This window comes from Bradyrhizobium sp. NBAIM14 (assembly GCF_020193895.1).
Classification (GTDB): Bacteria; Pseudomonadota; Alphaproteobacteria; order Rhizobiales; family Xanthobacteraceae; genus Bradyrhizobium; species Bradyrhizobium yuanmingense.
On the sequence record NZ_JADYVQ010000001.1, the window covers coordinates 901,465 to 916,160 of the forward strand.

The 14,696-nt window shown below is 64.9% G+C and carries 13 protein-coding genes; 6 read left to right on the forward strand and 7 right to left on the reverse strand.

The window, feature by feature from the left end:
* Positions 1 to 133 precede the first annotated feature (133 nt).
* Together metF and metH are read left to right on the forward strand one after the other, a co-directional pair.
* Positions 134 to 1,054, forward strand: a complete 921-nt coding sequence (gene metF / locus I6F28_RS04205) for a methylenetetrahydrofolate reductase [NAD(P)H] (RefSeq protein WP_225139323.1) — start codon at positions 134 to 136, stop codon at positions 1,052 to 1,054.
* Between the two features lie 6 nt (positions 1,055 to 1,060).
* Positions 1,061 to 4,903 (forward strand): methionine synthase, encoded by a 3,843-nt coding sequence (gene metH, locus I6F28_RS04210; protein WP_225139324.1) that lies wholly within the window; start codon positions 1,061 to 1,063, stop codon positions 4,901 to 4,903.
* 282 nt (positions 4,904 to 5,185) lie between these two features.
* Here metH and I6F28_RS04215 read toward each other — a convergent pair whose 3' ends face one another.
* Positions 5,186 to 5,815: a glutathione S-transferase family protein gene (locus I6F28_RS04215; protein ID WP_225126436.1), complete on the reverse strand. Its 630-nt coding sequence runs from the start codon at positions 5,813 to 5,815 to the stop codon at positions 5,186 to 5,188.
* Between the two features lie 140 nt (positions 5,816 to 5,955).
* Positions 5,956 to 6,258 carry an ArsR/SmtB family transcription factor gene (locus I6F28_RS04220; protein ID WP_036021541.1) on the reverse strand — a complete coding sequence of 101 codons (303 nt, stop codon included), beginning with the start codon at positions 6,256 to 6,258 and terminating at the stop codon, positions 5,956 to 5,958.
* 27 nt (positions 6,259 to 6,285) lie between these two features.
* On the opposite strand from I6F28_RS04220, the gene I6F28_RS04225 reads away from it, so the two are divergent.
* The 4 genes from I6F28_RS04225 to I6F28_RS04240 are packed head-to-tail and all read left to right on the forward strand — an operon-like array spanning position 6,286 to position 8,298.
* Positions 6,286 to 7,269: a threonine/serine dehydratase gene (locus I6F28_RS04225; protein WP_225139325.1), complete on the forward strand. Its 984-nt coding sequence runs from the start codon at positions 6,286 to 6,288 to the stop codon at positions 7,267 to 7,269.
* A gap of 11 nt (positions 7,270 to 7,280) precedes the next feature.
* The gene (locus I6F28_RS04230) at positions 7,281 to 7,442 is read left to right on the forward strand and encodes a hypothetical protein (protein WP_225139326.1); all 162 of its coding nucleotides are present in this window, start codon (positions 7,281 to 7,283) and stop codon (positions 7,440 to 7,442) included.
* The gene (locus I6F28_RS04235) at positions 7,439 to 7,699 is read left to right on the forward strand and encodes a DUF6636 domain-containing protein (protein WP_225139327.1); all 261 of its coding nucleotides are present in this window, start codon (positions 7,439 to 7,441) and stop codon (positions 7,697 to 7,699) included. The genes I6F28_RS04230 and I6F28_RS04235 overlap by 4 nt, the downstream gene beginning before the upstream one ends.
* Positions 7,696 to 8,298, forward strand: a complete 603-nt coding sequence (locus tag I6F28_RS04240; protein WP_225139328.1) for a hypothetical protein — start codon at positions 7,696 to 7,698, stop codon at positions 8,296 to 8,298. The genes I6F28_RS04235 and I6F28_RS04240 overlap by 4 nt, the downstream gene beginning before the upstream one ends.
* Positions 8,299 to 8,483: 185 nt before the next feature.
* Here I6F28_RS04240 and I6F28_RS04245 read toward each other — a convergent pair whose 3' ends face one another.
* The 5 genes from I6F28_RS04245 to pimC all read right to left on the reverse strand — a co-directional run bounded on the left by I6F28_RS04245 (position 8,484) and on the right by pimC (position 14,688).
* Complete coding sequence (locus I6F28_RS04245; protein ID WP_109142414.1) at positions 8,484 to 9,077, reverse strand: GNAT family N-acetyltransferase; 594 nt, start codon at positions 9,075 to 9,077, stop codon at positions 8,484 to 8,486.
* A gap of 269 nt (positions 9,078 to 9,346) precedes the next feature.
* Positions 9,347 to 10,852 carry a glycerol kinase GlpK gene (gene glpK / locus I6F28_RS04250; RefSeq protein WP_225139329.1) on the reverse strand — a complete coding sequence of 502 codons (1,506 nt, stop codon included), beginning with the start codon at positions 10,850 to 10,852 and terminating at the stop codon, positions 9,347 to 9,349.
* Positions 10,853 to 11,231: 379 nt separating this feature from the next.
* The gene (locus I6F28_RS04255) at positions 11,232 to 12,005 is read right to left on the reverse strand and encodes an SDR family NAD(P)-dependent oxidoreductase (RefSeq protein WP_225139330.1); all 774 of its coding nucleotides are present in this window, start codon (positions 12,003 to 12,005) and stop codon (positions 11,232 to 11,234) included.
* A 166-nt stretch (positions 12,006 to 12,171) separates the two neighbouring features.
* Positions 12,172 to 13,314: a pimeloyl-CoA dehydrogenase small subunit gene (gene pimD / locus I6F28_RS04260; RefSeq protein WP_225139331.1), complete on the reverse strand. Its 1,143-nt coding sequence runs from the start codon at positions 13,312 to 13,314 to the stop codon at positions 12,172 to 12,174.
* 183 nt (positions 13,315 to 13,497) lie between these two features.
* Positions 13,498 to 14,688: a pimeloyl-CoA dehydrogenase large subunit gene (gene pimC, locus I6F28_RS04265; RefSeq protein ID WP_035997966.1), complete on the reverse strand. Its 1,191-nt coding sequence runs from the start codon at positions 14,686 to 14,688 to the stop codon at positions 13,498 to 13,500.
* Positions 14,689 to 14,696 lie beyond the last annotated feature (8 nt).

Consider the following 14,696-nt stretch of genomic DNA (forward strand, 5'->3'; position numbering starts at 1 on the left):
ATGACCCATCTAAATGCGCCTGAATGGGCAACTTCCCATGCATGATGGGCTGTCGATCAAGGGGCCTTTGCCGTATTTTAGCTCTCCGAGGCTAGACCCCGATTGCCGGCCTGACATTGGAGTGAGTGGCGCCATGACTGACCTGACGACGCCTGCGACAGCCGACCGGCAGGACAGGCACCTGAAGCGGCCCGCGATCTCCTTCGAGTTCTTTCCGCCGAAGACGGAAGAGATGGAGCGCAATCTCTGGGAGACCATCAACCGGCTGGCCCCGCTCGAGCCGAAGTTCGTCTCGGTGACCTATGGCGCCGGCGGCTCGACCCGCGAGCGCACCCATTCGACCATCACGCGCATCCTGAAAGAGACCGCGCTGCTGCCGGCGGCGCATCTGACCTGCGTCGGCGCTTCGCGCGGCGAGATCGACGAGATCGTCGACCGCTATCACGAGGTCGGCGTCCGCCACATCGTGGCCTTGCGCGGCGATCCCGTCGGCGGCATCGGCACGCCCTATTCGAGCCATCCCGAGGGTTATCAGAGCTCGGCCGAGCTCGTCGCCGGCATCAAGAAGCGGCACGGCGACATCGAGGTCTCGGTCTCTGCCTACCCCGAGAAGCACCCCGAAGCGCGCGACTTCGATGCCGATATCGACACGCTCAAGGCGAAGGTCGATGCGGGCGCGACGCGCGCGATCACGCAGGTGTTCTTCGACAACGATCTCTACTTCCGCTATCTCGACCGCGTGCGTGCGCGCGGCATCGACATCCCCGTAGTGCCGGGCATCATGCCCATGCACAACTTCAAGCAGGCGCGCAATTTCGTAACCCGTGCCGGCACCACGGTGCCCGACTGGTTCGCGGCGAAGTTCGAAGGGCTCGATGACGATGCCGAAACGCGCAAGCTGGTGGCCGCGACCGTTGCGGCCGGCCAGGTGCAGAAGCTCGCCAAGCACGGCGTCGACACCTTCCATTTCTACACCATGAACCGCGCCGATCTCGTGTTCGCGATCAGCCATTTGCTCGGCATTCGCGCCAAGAGCGCGCAGAAGGCGGCGTAAGAGAACATGACCGTGACCGTCTCTCCGAAGCGAACTGCCCTTCTGAACGCCGCGCGCGAGCGCATCCTGGTGCTCGACGGCGCCATGGGCACGATGATTCAGAACCTGCAGCTCGACGAGAAAGCCTTCCGCGGCGAGCGCTTCAAGAACTTCCATCGCGACCTGCGCGGCAACAACGATTTGTTGATCCTGACCCAGCCGCAGGCGATCGAGGACATCCACGCCGCCTATTTGCGCGCCGGCGCCGACATCGTCGCGACCAATACGTTCTCGACGACCTCGATCGCGCAGGCCGATTACGACCTCACCGACATCGTCTACGAGATGGCGCGTGAAGGCGCCCGCCTCGCCGGCAATGCCGCACGGCGCGTCGAAGCCGAGGACGGCAAGCCGCGCTTCGTCGCCGGCGCCATCGGCCCCACCAACCGCACGGCCTCGATCTCGCCCGATGTTTCCAATCCGGGCTACCGCGCCGTCACGTTCGACGATCTGCGCAAGTCCTATGGCGAGCAGATCCGCGGCCTGATCGACGGCGGCGTCGATCTCCTGCTGGTCGAGACCATCTTCGACACGCTCAACGCCAAGGCGGCGCTCTATGCGATCGCCGAGATCACCGAAGAGCGCGGCATCGACGTTCCCGTGATGGTGTCGGGCACCATCACCGACAAGTCCGGCCGCCTGCTGTCGGGCCAGATGCCGGAAGCTTTCTGGAATTCGGTGCGGCACGCCAAGCCCGTTACCATCGGCTTCAACTGCGCGCTCGGCGCCGAAGACCTGCGCGCGCATATCGCCGATATCGGCCGCGTCGCCGACACGCTGGTTTGCGCCTATCCCAATGCCGGCTTGCCGAACGAGTTTGGCCAGTATGACGAAACGCCCGAATACATGGCGCGGCTGATCGGCGAGTTCGCGCGCGACGGGCTCGTCAACATCGTCGGCGGCTGCTGCGGTACGACCCCGGACCATATCGCGGCGATTGCTGCGGCAGTGGCCCCGCACAAGCCGCGCATCGTGCCGGAGATCACCCCGCGCCTGCGGCTTTCCGGACTCGAGCCGTTCGTGCTGACCGACGCGATCCCCTTCGTCAACGTCGGCGAACGCACCAACGTCACCGGCTCGGCCCGCTTCCGCAAGCTGATCACCGCTGGCGACTACACCGCCGCGCTCCAGGTCGCGCGCGATCAGGTCGAGAACGGCGCCCAGATCATCGACGTCAACATGGACGAGGGCCTGCTCGATTCCGAAGCGGCGATGGTGACGTTCCTCAATCTCCTCGCCGCCGAGCCCGACATCGCGCGCGTGCCTGTGATGGTCGATTCCTCGAAATTCTCGGTGATCGAGGCCGGCCTGAAATGCGTGCAGGGCAAGCCGGTCGTCAACTCGATCTCGATGAAGGAAGGCGAGGAGAAGTTCATCCTTGAGGCCAAGATCGCCCGCCGCCACGGCGCGGCTGTGGTGGTCATGGCGTTCGACGAGGTCGGCCAGGCCGACACGTTCGCGCGCAAGACCGAGATCTGCAAGCGCGCCTACGACATCCTGGTGAACAAGGTCGACTTCCCGCCGGAAGACATCATCTTCGATCCGAACATCTTCGCGATCGCGACCGGCCTCGAGGAGCACAACAATTACGGCGTCGACTTCATCGAGGCGACGCGCTGGATCCGGCAGAACCTGCCGGGCGCGCATGTCTCGGGCGGCGTCTCCAATTTGTCGTTCTCGTTCCGCGGCAACGAGCCGGTGCGCGAGGCGATGCACTCGGTGTTCCTGTATCACGCCATCAAGGCCGGCATGGATATGGGCATCGTCAATGCCGGTCAGATGATCGTCTATGACGACATCGATCCCGAGCTGCGGCAAGTGTGCGAGGACGTCGTCCTCAACCGCGATCCGGGCGCCTCCGAGCGGCTGCTCGCGCTCGCCGAGAAATTCCGCGGCAAGAAGACGGAAAGCAAGGAAGCCGATCTCGCCTGGCGCGAATGGCCGGTGGAGAAGCGGCTGTCGCATTCGCTGGTGCACGGCATCACCGAGTTCATCGAGCAGGACACTGAAGAAGCCCGCAAGAAATCCTCGCGCCCGCTCGACGTCATCGAGGGCCCGCTGATGGCCGGCATGAACGTCGTCGGCGATCTCTTCGGCGACGGCAAGATGTTTTTGCCGCAGGTGGTGAAGTCCGCGCGCGTGATGAAGCAGGCCGTCGCTTACCTCATGCCGTTCATGGAGGAGGAGAAGGCGCGCAACCTTGCGAGCGGCATCGGCACCGAGGGCTCCTCGTCCGCCGGCAAGATCGTGCTCGCGACGGTCAAGGGCGACGTCCACGACATCGGCAAGAACATCGTCGGCATCGTGCTCCAGTGCAACAATTTCGAGGTCATCGATCTCGGCGTGATGGTGCCGGCCGCCAAGATCGTCGAGACGGTGAAGGCGGAGAAGGCCGACATCGTCGGGCTGTCAGGCCTGATCACGCCCTCGCTCGACGAGATGGCGTTCTTCGCCGGCGAATTGCAACGCGAAGGCTTGAGGCTGCCGCTCCTGATCGGCGGCGCCACCACCAGCCGCGTGCATACGGCCGTCAAGATCGACCCGAGCTATCGCGCCGGTCCCGTCGTGCATGTGAACGACGCCAGCCGCGCGGTCGGCGTCGCCTCCGCGCTGCTGTCGCCGGAGAAGCGCGAGGCCTATGCGGCCGAGGTGCGGGCCGAATACGCCAAGATCTCGGAGGCGCATCTGCGCGCGCAGGCCGACAAGAAGCGGCTGAAGCTGGCTGACGCGCGCGCCAACCGCGTGCCAGTCGATTTTGCCAAGAGCAAGCCGGTGAAGCCGACTTTCCTCGGTATTAGGAGCTTTGACGACTACGACCTCGCCGAGCTCGTGCCCTATATCGACTGGACGCCGTTCTTCCAGACCTGGGAGCTCGCCGGACGCTTCCCCGCCATCCTCGACGATTCCAAGGTCGGCGAGGTCGCGCGCTCGCTCTATGACGATGCGCGCAAGATGCTCGACACGATCGTCAAGGAGAAGTGGTTCCGGGCGCGGGCGACGATCGGCTTCTGGCCGGCGAACGCGCAAGGCGACGACATCGTGCTCTATGCCGACGATAACAGGACCAAGAGCATCGCGACGCTGCACACGCTGCGCCAGCAGCTGGAGAAGCGCGAGGGCCGCTTCAACGCCGCACTGTCCGACTTCATCGCGCCTGCCGGTGTGCCCGATTACATCGGCGGCTTCGTCGTCACCGCAGGGATCGGCGAGGATGCCGTGGCCGACCGCTTCAAGATGGCGAACGACGACTACTCCTCGATCCTGTGCAAGGCGCTGGCCGACCGCCTCGCCGAGGCCTTTGCCGAACGCATGCACGCCCGCGTCCGCCGCGAGTTCTGGGCCTATGCACCTAGCGAGGCGCTCTCCAACGAGGAGCTGATCCTGGAGAAGTACTCCGGGATTCGCCCCGCGCCCGGCTATCCCGCGCAGCCTGATCACACCGAGAAGGCGACGCTGTTCGAGTTGCTCGATGCTGAAGCCACCGCCGGCGTGAAGCTGACCGAGAGCTTTGCGATGTGGCCGGGCTCGTCGGTCTCCGGGCTCTATTTTGCCAGCCCCGAAAGCTATTATTTCGGCGTCGGCAAGATCGAGCGCGACCAGGTCGAGGACTACGCCGCGCGCAAGGGCATGAGCGTGGCCGAAGCCGAGCGCTGGCTCGCGCCGGTGCTGAACTACATCCCGTCGCAGGACAAGCCCTTCGCCGCCACGCCGGCGAACGACGAAATGCCGAAAGACCTCGCCTCGCATCCGCCGGGCTGCACCTGCGCGGTGCACTTGGTCTGGCAGAAGAAGCGCGCCGGCGCGGGGTAGACGCCGCCGAAACACAAACGTGAAAAACAACCCCATGCACAGTAGCGATGGGGTTGAGAAGGCTTGACGTTTTCTGACTTGCCGAAAACACGGTTGCGGCGTCGGGCAAAACAGGGGTATTATTGCATCATCGACTGCGGTGGCCGTCCGATACTCTCGCCAGGCCCCGCGCTGTCATTCCGGGGCGCGCCTCTTGGCGCGAGCCCGGAATCCATTGCTCCACATCATCCGCTGCACGGATTCCGGGCTCGCGCTTCGCGCGCCCCGGAATGACAGAGCGCTTCACCCCTTCGGCGGGGACAGCGGCTGCACGATCTCCTTGAACGGCGCCAGTGCCTCGCAACGCTCGCTATGGGCCGCGAGCGCCGGATAGCGCGCGGCATCAAACAGCTGCGGATGCGCTTCGCGGGTGAAGCGGACGACACAGGCGACGGCAACGTCGGCGTGGCCGATGCGGTCACCCAGCCAGTACGGCGTCGTCACCTTGGCGCGCTCGGCCTCGAGCACTTTCAGCACGTCCGCGATCTGCGCCTGGCAACGCTCGACCCACAGCGCGAGCTGCTCCTTCCGCAGCACGCGCTCGTAGAGCAGGCTCACCGCCTTGTCGCCGAGGCCGGAAGCGAGCGCGCAGATGCGCAAATGCTTGCGCCGCTCGGTGCCGCCGCGCGGCAGCATGGCCCTGTCCGCGCCGACGAGGTCATCGAGATAATCGAGGATGATCGTGCTCTCGATCAAAGCCTCACCGTCGTCGAGCACCAAGGTCGGCACGCGGCGGAGCGGATTGTACGGCGCGATCTTGTCGGCATCGCCGAAGGTCGACCATGGCCTGTGCTCGAAGGCGAGCCCGTAAAGCCGGAGCGCAATCGCGACGCGGCGGACGAAGGGGGAATCATATTGGCCGATCAGGAACATGGTTCTCGCTCTTCTCTATCATTGAACAAGGCAGGGCCGATCAGTCTCCACGACCAGCTCGGCGCGGCGCAACAAATATCTCGGAAACGGAGCATTGCGCCGGCTGCAACGACCCGCGACGGCCTCACCGCGCACCACGCTCAAAGGCCGTCCTGGATCGAGCGCTTGATCGCGGCAATGGCGGTCTCGTTGCGCTTGTACATCGTCCACTGCTTGATCCGCTTGGCGCGCACCAGCTTGGCTGCCGTCAGCACCCGCATGTGCTCGCTCAATGTCGGCGCGCTGACCCCGAGCTTTTCGGCGATCAGCAATCCGCAGACACCGTCCTCGACCAGGTCGCCGTCTTCCTGCTCGCGAAAATGCTTCCGCGGATCCCGCAGCCATTCCAGGATCTGCAGGCGGCGTTCGTTAGCGAGCGCGCGCAGGGCGACGGCAAATTTCATTTAGCCATTTTGCTAATTACCTAATTGATGTCAACTCTCAGTTGGGTTATCCTGGACGGCATCATGACAGCGACAATGGACATCACACGGGAGCGGATTGCGGCGACCGAGCCGGTCATCCGTCCGCATATCAGGCGCACGCCGCTTGTTCAGGCCGACCTCGCCGATTTCGGCCTGCCGGCCGCGCCGGTCACGTTCAAGCTCGAGATGCTGCAGCATTCCGGATCGTTCAAGGCGCGCGGCGCCTTCGCCAATCTGCTGCTGCAGCAGGTGCCGCAGGCCGGTGTGGTCGCCGCATCCGGCGGCAATCACGGCGCCGCCGTTGCCTATGCCGCGCATCGGCTCGGCATTCCCGCCACGATCTTCGTGCCCGACATCACCTCGCCGGCCAAGGCCGAGCTGATCAGGACCTATGGCGCAAAGCTCGTGATCGCCGGCAGCCGCTACGCCGATGCGCTCGCCGCGAGCGAGGCGCATGTCGCGCAGACCGGCGCGCTGGCCGTCCATGCCTACGATCAAGCCGAAACCCTGCTCGGCCAGGGCAGCGTCGGGCTGGAGCTTGAGCAGGATGCGCCCGGCATCGACACGCTGCTGGTGGCGGTCGGCGGCGGCGGGCTGATCGGCGGCATTGCGGCGTGGTACGGCGGCCGGACACGCATCGTCGCGGTCGAGCCGGAGCAATCGCCGACCCTTCACAAAGCGTTCGAGGCGGGCGCGCCGGTCGATGCGCCGGCCGGTGGCATCGCCGCCGACAGCCTGGCGCCGCGGCGCGTCGGCGAGCTGATGTTTCCGGTCGCGCGGGCCCATGTCGAGCGCGTCGTTCTGGTCAGCGACGATGCGATCCGGCAGGCCCAGGCCGCGCTGTGGTCGCACTTGCGCCTCGTGGCCGAGCCCGGCGGCGCAGCTGCATTTGCCGCGGTGCTCTCCGGCCGCTATCGTCCCTCACCTACCGAGCGCGTCGCAGTTCTGGTCTGCGGGGCAAACACGACGGCGGTGAATTTCGAGAGCTGAGCGGGAATGACATGACGGCACGGCGCGGACTGATCCTGATGGCGATCCTGCTGCCGATGATCGGCGCCGCCCAATCCCAGGAGCGCCCGATCGGCTTTCTGACACCGTCGAAGAACATCGCCTGCCAGTTCTTCACCGACAACGGTCAGGGCGTCTCCGCTGCGACATCATGAACATGGACGCGCGCCCGCGCCGGCCCGCCGATTGCGAGCTCGACTGGGGCCACGCCTTCGAGATGAGCGCGAAGGGCACTGCCGGCCGTATCTGCGCCGGCGACACCGTGATGGACCCCTCGCTGCCGGTGCTGGCCTATGGCGAGGTGTGGCAGCGCGGGGGATTCACCTGCCGGTCGGAGCAGACGGGATTGACGTGCTTCAATGCGATGCAGCGGGGGTTTTCGCTGGCAAGGGGGAGGCAGGAGGTGTTTTGAGGAAGCTCGACCAGAACGACAAGAATGCCGACCAGAAGCCATCGCTCAGTATCTTGGGCGTCTACTCGTTCAGCGCGGACAAGGCCGCCTATGCGCGCTTCATCCGGGAGCTGATCGATTCCCACGATCCGCCTAATTTCAGCGAAGAAGTTAAGGATATCCTCCGTAACGGCGGCAGGGGTGACGAGATCGTGCCGTTGACTCCTGAAGAGCGGCAGGATTGGGAAGGCGAGCTGCGTTTCTATATGGACGACGCCGCGGTTCTCGAGGTGCTGGTGAAGAATCCGGACCCACGATTTAATCCCCATGACTTTGCTCAGATTGACCCGTCCAACCCCAAGGACCACTCGGAGATGGCGTGGAACGAGATGTTCCTGACGGCAGACGGCGAGACGGAGATTGAGACCGACTACAAGCAAAGGCTGCCTGCGGCGAAGCAATATCGCGTGGTATTCGTCATCCATCGCTGGGTGCCTAGCCTCCCACTGCTTTCCAGCTACGGAGAGCTTCAGGCTCCTCCCGTGCAGCCGCTTCCGGAGCGATTATGGTGTCTTGTTTCCTATGACCTTCCGGAGCCGAGTGCTGGTGCAATCCAGTAGTCCGTAGCGCACAATCCGAATGGGTCGGCCCGTTACCCCATCCACGGCCGCCAATTGGAAGATTGACAGCAGCGCAGCACTCCGTCCTTAGCGCAGCGGAGCGATCCAGAATCTCTCCGTACAGACATTCTGGATTGCTTCGTCGCAAGGGCTCCTCGCAATGACGGTGAGGAGGCAGCCGCGCACTATTCGATGATCGGCACATGCTTCGCTGCATCGCGCGGTGCCGTACCGTCGAGGCGCGGATCATCGGCGATTTCGATCTGGCGGCGGAAGGGGCGGAAGCCGGAGCGCTGGTAGAAGGCGACGGCGGCGGGATGGTCGAGGGTGCAGGTATGGACCCAGACGCGGCGGACGTCGTGTGACCAGGCGCGCTCCAGCGCGCGGTTCATCAGGAAGCGGGCGGCGCCGGTGCCGATCAAGCTAGACGTGACGCCGAAATAAGTCAGCTCGCACTGGCCGGGCTCGCGGAAGTCGAGCTCGAGCAGGCCTTCGTCTCGGCCGTCGAGGACGAGGGCATAGACCTCGATTCCAGGCGCATGGATGATCGCGGCGAGCTCGGCGTCGGTCATGCGCGCGCGCGAGAACCACAGCCAGCCCTCGCCGACGCGGCGGAAGAGATCGCGGTACCAGGGAAGCGCGGGGGCATCGACCTTGCGCAAGGTCCAGGCGCCGGGCGGATCATCGCGGCGCGCGGGCGGTGCAGTCATCTCCAGATGGGTGACGATTGCGGCGATCTTGCCGTTCGGGACGTCGGAATAGCCGTCGGGGACGATCATGCTTCGTTTCTTCTTTTGTTAGCGATTAGCGGGCGGCGCCGTTTGAGGCACCACAGCAGCGCCACACTCCGTCATTGCGAGCGCAGCGAAGCAATCCAGGATCTTTCCGCAGAGGCAGTCTGGATTGCTTCGTCGCAAGAGCTCCTCGCAATGACGGTGTAGAGGCGGTGGTGTAGCCCGGATGGAGCGCAGCGCAATCCGGGATTTGTGCCACCATCGACAGCGGACCCGGATTACGCTGCGCTCCATCCGGGCTACGACATTTGCCGCTACCCCTCCCCCTCGTCGCTCGCCAGCACGCCCTTTACCGCGCGCGCCCAGCCGGCGAGCTTCCGCTCGCGCGTGGCCTGGCTCATGTTGGGCTTGAAGCGGTGCTCGAGGCGCCAATTGTCGGCGAACTTGGTCGGCTCGGGATAAACGCCCGCCTGGAGGCCAGCGAGGTAGGCGGCGCCCAGCGCCGTGGTCTCCTGGATCACCGGGCGGTCGACCGGCGCATCCAGGAGATCGGCGAGGCGCTGCATGGTCCAGTCGGAGGCGGTCATGCCCCCGTCGACGCGGAGCACGACGCTTGCGGTTTCCGAACTCGGCCAGTCCGCGCGCATTGCGGCCCAGAGATCGAAGGTCTGGTAGCAGACGCTTTCCAGCGCGGCATGGGCGAGCTCGGCGGGGCCGGTGTTGCGGGTGAGGCCGAACAGCGCGCCGCGGACGCGCGGATTCCAATAGGGCGCGCCCATGCCGACGAAGGCGGGGACCAGGTAGACGCTCTGCATGGAGTCCGACTGATCGGCAAGCGGTCCGGTTTCGGCGGCATGCTTGATGATGCCGAGGCCGTCGCGCAGCCATTGCACGGCGGAGCCGGCGACGAAGATCGAGCCTTCCAGCGCGTAGGTGCGTTTGCCATCGAGCTGATAGGCGACGGTGGTGAGCAGCTTGTTCTTGGAGACGACGGGCGTGGTGCCGGTGTTGAGCAGCGCGAAACAGCCGGTGCCGTAGGTCGACTTCATCATGCCCGGGCGGAAGCAGGCCTGGCCGATGGTGGCGGCCTGCTGGTCGCCGGCGATGCCGGCGATGACGATGGGGCCGCCGAACAGGTCCGGCGTGCTCTCGCCGAAGCGGGCGGAGGAATCCTTCACCTCGGGCAGCATCGAGCGTGGCACGCCGATGATCTCCAGGAGCTCGTCGTCCCACGCGCCGGTGTGGATGTTGAACAGCAGCGTGCGCGAGGCGTTGGTGGCGTCGGTGGCGTGCACCTTGCCGCCGGTGAGGCGCCAGAGCAGATAGCAATCGATGGTGCCGAACATCAATTCGCCGCGCGCGGCGCGCGCCCGGGCGCCGGGGACGTGGTCGAGGATCCATGCGACTTTGGTGCCGGAGAAATAGGGGTCGATGATCAGGCCGGTCTTCTCAGAGATCACGGGCTCGCGGCCTTCTGCCTTGAGCTTGGTGCAGATGTCGGCGGTGCGGCGGTCCTGCCAGACGATGGCGCGGTGCACGGCCTGGCCGGTGGCGCGGTCCCACACCACCGTGGTCTCGCGCTGGTTGGTGATGCCGATCGCGGCGATATCCTTGGCGCTGATGCCGGCGTGCTCGATCGCCTCGCGGCAGACCATCACGGTCGAGGTCCAGATGTCCTCCGGCTCGTGCTCGACCCAGCCGGAGGCCGGAAAGTGCTGCGGAAACTCGGCCTGCGCCTTCGCCGCGATGGAAATATCGCCGCGAAACACGATCGCGCGCGAAGAGGTGGTGCCCTGGTCGATGGCGAGGACGAAAGACATGGCGGCTTACCTTGGCGTTTTCTTTGGGCGTTTTTCCCTGGAGGGGTCATTGTGTCGCGCCAAAGGGAGCGGATTAGGGCGGCAAGGTCAAGGTTTGGATCAGTGGGGGCCGCTGCTCTTCCTTCTCCCCTTGTGGGAGAAGGTGGCATAGGCGGCCGTCGGCCGCCGTTCTCAAGAACGCCGAAGCAAGGCTTCGGCTACGGCGCTGGATGAGGGGTATGCTTCGGCGAACACAGCCGCAAAAGAGTCACACGCGGAGGGATACCCCTCACCCGTCTCGCCGCTTCGCCATAGCCGATGCGAAGCATCGGCGTTCTTGAGAACGGCGGCCGAAGGCCGCCTATGCCACCCTCTCCCGCAAGGGGAGAGGGGAAGAACCCTACACCGCCGCCGTCGTCACGCCGCCGTCGATGACGATGGTCTGGCCGGTCATGAAGCTCGAGGCGTCGGAGGCGAGGTAGGCGACGGCGCCGGCGATTTCGTCGGGTTCGCCGATGCGGCGGAGCGGCGTGGTGGCGGTGCGGCGCTTCAGATTGGCTTCGTCTTCCCAGAGGGCGCGGGCGAAGTCGGTCTTGACGAGGCCGGGCGCGATGCAGTTGACGCGGACGCCTTTCGGCCCCCATTCGCCGGCGAGCGAGCGGCACAGCGCGAAGTCTGCGGCCTTGGAGATGCCGTAGGCGCCGATTACGGTGGAGCCGCGCAGGCCCCCGATCGAGGAGATGATGATCACCGAGCCCTTGCCGCGCTCGGCCATCTCAGGGATCGCGAGCGCGGAGAGCCAGATGTTGCTCTTGACGTTCGAGCCCATGATCTTGTCGAAGGCTTCATCTGATATGTCGAGCAGCGGGCCGTAATAGGGATTCACGGCAGCGTTGCAGACGAGAATGTCGATCTTGCCGTAATGCTTCGTCGCGCCCGCGATCAGCGCCTCGACCTCGTTCTTGCGCGCGATGTTGCAGGGGATGACTATTGCCTCGCCGCCGGACGCATTGATGCGGTCGGCGACCTCGTTGCAGGCCTCCGCCTTGCGCGAGGAGACCACGACCTTGGCGCCGAGCTTGGCGAGGAGTTCGGCGGAGGAACGGCCGATGCCGCGGCTGGAGCCGGTGACCACGGCGACCCTGCCGGTGAGATCGAACGGGGTGTTCTTCATTGTTGTTGCCTCCTCCTGGTCATTCCGGGGCGCGCATAGCGCGAACTACGATGCGCAATTGCGCATCTGAGAATCCATTTCACCGCGCGTATTGCCGCCCGATGGATCCCGGGTTCATCGCTGCGCGATGCCCCGGGATGACAGTCGTCGTGTGGTCTAGGTCAACTCAGATCAACCCGCCCGCATCCGCGACACGGCGCTGGTGGTAGTCGGTGTCGCCAAAGGTGTTCTCGATCATGGTGAGGCGCTTGAAGTAGTGGCCGATCTTGGCCTCCATGGTCATGCCGATGCCGCCGTGGAGCTGGATCGACTGCTGGCCGACGAATTTCAGCGACTTGCCGATCTGCACCTTGGCCGCGGCGATCGCGTTGCTGCGCTCCTTGGCGTCCTCGAAGTCGTTCGCCATGGTCGCGAACATCGACATCGAGCGCGCCTGCTCGGTGGCGACGAACATGTCGGAGGCGCGGTGCTGCAGCGACTGGAACGAGCCGATCGCGACGCCGAATTGCTTGCGCGTCTTGATGTACTCGACCGTGGTCTTGAGCGATTCGTCCATCAGGCCGACCGCCTCGGCGCAGAGCGCGACGCGGGCTTCGTCCACCACGCGCTCGATCAGCGCGAGCGAATCCTCGGGGTTGCCGAGCACGGCGTCGGGACCGACCTCGACACCGGTGAAGGTGATGTCGGCGGCGTGCAGGCCGTCCTGGGTCGGATAGGACTTTTTCGCGACGCCCTTGGCATTGGCCGGAACCAGAAACACGCCGATGCCTGACTTGTCGCGGCGGTCGCCCTTGGTGCGCGCGGTGACGATCAGGGTGTCCGCGTTCTCGCCGTTCAGCACGACGAACTTCTCGCCGTCGATCACGTAGGCGTCGCCCTTCTTCTTCGCGGTCGTGACGACGTCGAACAGATCGTAGCGCGAGTTCTTCTCGAGCTGGGCGAACGCAAACGTCTTGCTGCCGTCGATGATGCCGGGCACGTGCGCGGCCTTCTGCGCATCGGTGCCGGCATGACGCAGGAAGCCGCCGCCGATCACGACGGTGGCGAGATACGGCTCCAGCACCAGCGCCTTGCCGAGCGCTTCCATCACGATCATGGTCTCGACGCCGCCGCCGCCGAAGCCGCCATCGGCCTCCGCGAAGGGCAGACCGAGCAGGCCCTGCTCGGCGAGCTTGAGCCAGACCGTTTTGCTCCAGCCGCCCTTCTCCGCCATGTACTTCTTGCGCTGCTCGAAATCGTAGGAATCGGTCAGCAGGCCGTCGATGCTTTCCTTGAGAAGCCGCTGCTCCTCGGACAGATCAAAATCCATTTCTTTGGTTCCTCGTACCCGGACTTATTTGATTTCGTCATTCCGGGATGGCCCGAAGGGCCAGGCCCGGAATCCATTTCGCCTCAGCGTATGGGCCCGATGGATTCCGGGTTCGCGACTTCGTCGCGCCCCGGAATGACGGTGGAAATATTGCCCTCCCCGCGGTCGCGGAGAGGTGGCAGATCACAGCCCCAGCACCGCCTTGGCGATGATGTTGCGCTGGATCTCGTTGGAGCCGCCGTAGATCGAGACCTTGCGGTTGTTGAAGTAGCTCGGCGCGATCTGGGCGGTCCAGTCCATGGCTTCGTTCGAGCCATCGTCGCCGTGCACGTCGTAAGGCGCGGCGAACGGGCCGATCACTTCCATCAGCAGCTCGGTGGTGGTCTGCTGGATCTCCGAGCCCTTGATCTTCAGCACCGAGGAGGCCGGATTGGGCTTGCCCTTGCCGTGCTTGCCTTCGTCGGCGACGACGCGCAGCTGGGTGAGCTCGAGCGCCTTCAGCTCGATCTCGCAGGCCGCCAGCTTCTCGCGGAAGGCGGGATCCTGGATGATCGGCTTGCCGGCGGATTCGACCTTCGAGGCCAGATCCTTGATGCGGCGGATGCGCTCCTTGGAGACGCCGACGCGGGCGATGCCGGTGCGCTCATTGCCGAGCAGGAACTTGGCGTAGTCCCAACCCTTGTTCTCCTCGCCGATCAGGTTCTCGTAGGGAACCTCGACGTCATCGAAGAAGACCTCGTTGACCTCACGGCCGCCGTCGATGGTCTGGATCGGGCGAACGGTGACGCCCTTCGACTTCATCGAGAACACGATGAAGGAGATGCCCATCTGCTTCTTGGCGTTGTTGTCGGTGCGGCAGAGGCAGAAGATCATGTCGGCGTGCTGGGCGAGCGTGGTCCAGGTCTTCTGGCCGTTGATGATCCATTTGTCGCCACGGCGCTCGGCCTTGGTCTTGAGCGAGGCGAGGTCGGAGCCGGAGCCGGGCTCGGAAAAACCCTGGCACCACCAATCGTCGACATTGGCGATGCGCGGAAGATATTTCTTCTTCTGCTCCTCGTTGCCGAAGGTGTAGATGACGGGGCCGACCATGCTGACGCCGAAGGCGAGCGGCTGCGGCGCCGGATAGGACTGCAGCTCCTCGTTGAAGATGTAGTGCTGCACGCTGGTCCAGCCGGTGCCGCCATATTCCTTCGGCCAATGGCTGACGCCCCAGCCCTTCTTGTTGAGGATGCGCCACCACGTCACCATCTCGTCCTTGGAGAGGTGACGGCCCTCGACCAGCTTGCGCCGCGTATCCGGCGGCACGTTGTCGCGGAAGAACTGCCGCACTTCGTCGCGAAACGCCTGCTCTTCTCTAGTGAATGCGAGATCCATTGGATCCT

Coding starts and splice junctions, on each gene's coding strand:
- pimD (WP_225139331.1), bottom strand. CDS start 13,314: ATGGATTTTGATCTGTCCGAGGAGCAGCGGCTTCTCAAGGAAAGCATC.
- I6F28_RS04235 (WP_225139327.1), top strand. CDS start 7,439: ATGAACATGGACGCGCGCCCGCGCCGGCCCGCCGATTGCGAGCTCGAC.
- I6F28_RS04230 (WP_225139326.1), top strand. CDS start 7,281: ATGACGGCACGGCGCGGACTGATCCTGATGGCGATCCTGCTGCCGATG.
- metF (WP_225139323.1), top strand. CDS start 134: ATGACTGACCTGACGACGCCTGCGACAGCCGACCGGCAGGACAGGCAC.
- I6F28_RS04220 (WP_036021541.1), bottom strand. CDS start 6,258: ATGAAATTTGCCGTCGCCCTGCGCGCGCTCGCTAACGAACGCCGCCTG.
- glpK (WP_225139329.1), bottom strand. CDS start 10,852: ATGTCTTTCGTCCTCGCCATCGACCAGGGCACCACCTCTTCGCGCGCG.
- I6F28_RS04225 (WP_225139325.1), top strand. CDS start 6,286: ATGTCAACTCTCAGTTGGGTTATCCTGGACGGCATCATGACAGCGACA.
- I6F28_RS04215 (WP_225126436.1), bottom strand. CDS start 5,815: ATGTTCCTGATCGGCCAATATGATTCCCCCTTCGTCCGCCGCGTCGCG.
- I6F28_RS04245 (WP_109142414.1), bottom strand. CDS start 9,077: ATGATCGTCCCCGACGGCTATTCCGACGTCCCGAACGGCAAGATCGCC.
- metH (WP_225139324.1), top strand. CDS start 1,061: ATGACCGTGACCGTCTCTCCGAAGCGAACTGCCCTTCTGAACGCCGCG.
- pimC (WP_035997966.1), bottom strand. CDS start 14,688: ATGGATCTCGCATTCACTAGAGAAGAGCAGGCGTTTCGCGACGAAGTG.
- I6F28_RS04255 (WP_225139330.1), bottom strand. CDS start 12,005: ATGAAGAACACCCCGTTCGATCTCACCGGCAGGGTCGCCGTGGTCACC.